The organism is Bacillus sp. SIMBA_005 (assembly GCF_046535585.1).
In the GTDB taxonomy this organism is placed as follows: domain Bacteria; phylum Bacillota; class Bacilli; order Bacillales; family Bacillaceae; genus Bacillus; species Bacillus pumilus.
In genome coordinates this window covers 1-416 of sequence record NZ_JAWRWI010000062.1, presented here as the reverse complement: position 1 = coordinate 416, position 416 = coordinate 1, and the positions used below count along the sequence as shown (strand labels likewise).

The following is a 416-nucleotide window of genomic DNA, read 5'->3' as shown; positions in this document are numbered from 1 at the left end:
CGCATAAACGTTCCTTACGGGAAAGCATATGAGCGGGGGAATACCAAAAAAGGGTACTGGTGCATTTCTAAAAGTCTCATATTACACAGAACCCTCGGCAATTCCTACTGGGAAAGCCAAGGGCTGAAAAGTCTGCAAGTTTGTTATGAAGCTTTGCATTATTCATCTTAATTGAACCGGCGTATACGGAACCTTACGTACGGTGGTGTGAGAGGTCGGTAGTTAATCACTCCCGCCTACTCGATTTGGGCAAGACTTTCTTCCATTATTTTAGAAATACTATGAAGGTTCGCTATCTACCTGTCGATATAAAGGGTATGATGAAAATGAAGTTTGTGCGAATCATTTATATGTGAAAGGAAGAGTGAGATGGATAAAACAAAAATCCAAAAAGTGAACAAAGCACTGATCGCAAC

1 pseudogene is annotated in these 416 nt (G+C 40.9%); it reads left to right on the top strand.

Going from position 1 to position 416, the window contains the following annotated elements:
• A pseudogene (locus tag SB660_RS19095) lies at positions 1 to 171 on the top strand (group II intron reverse transcriptase/maturase); the annotation flags it as partial.
• Positions 172 to 416 lie beyond the last annotated feature (245 nt).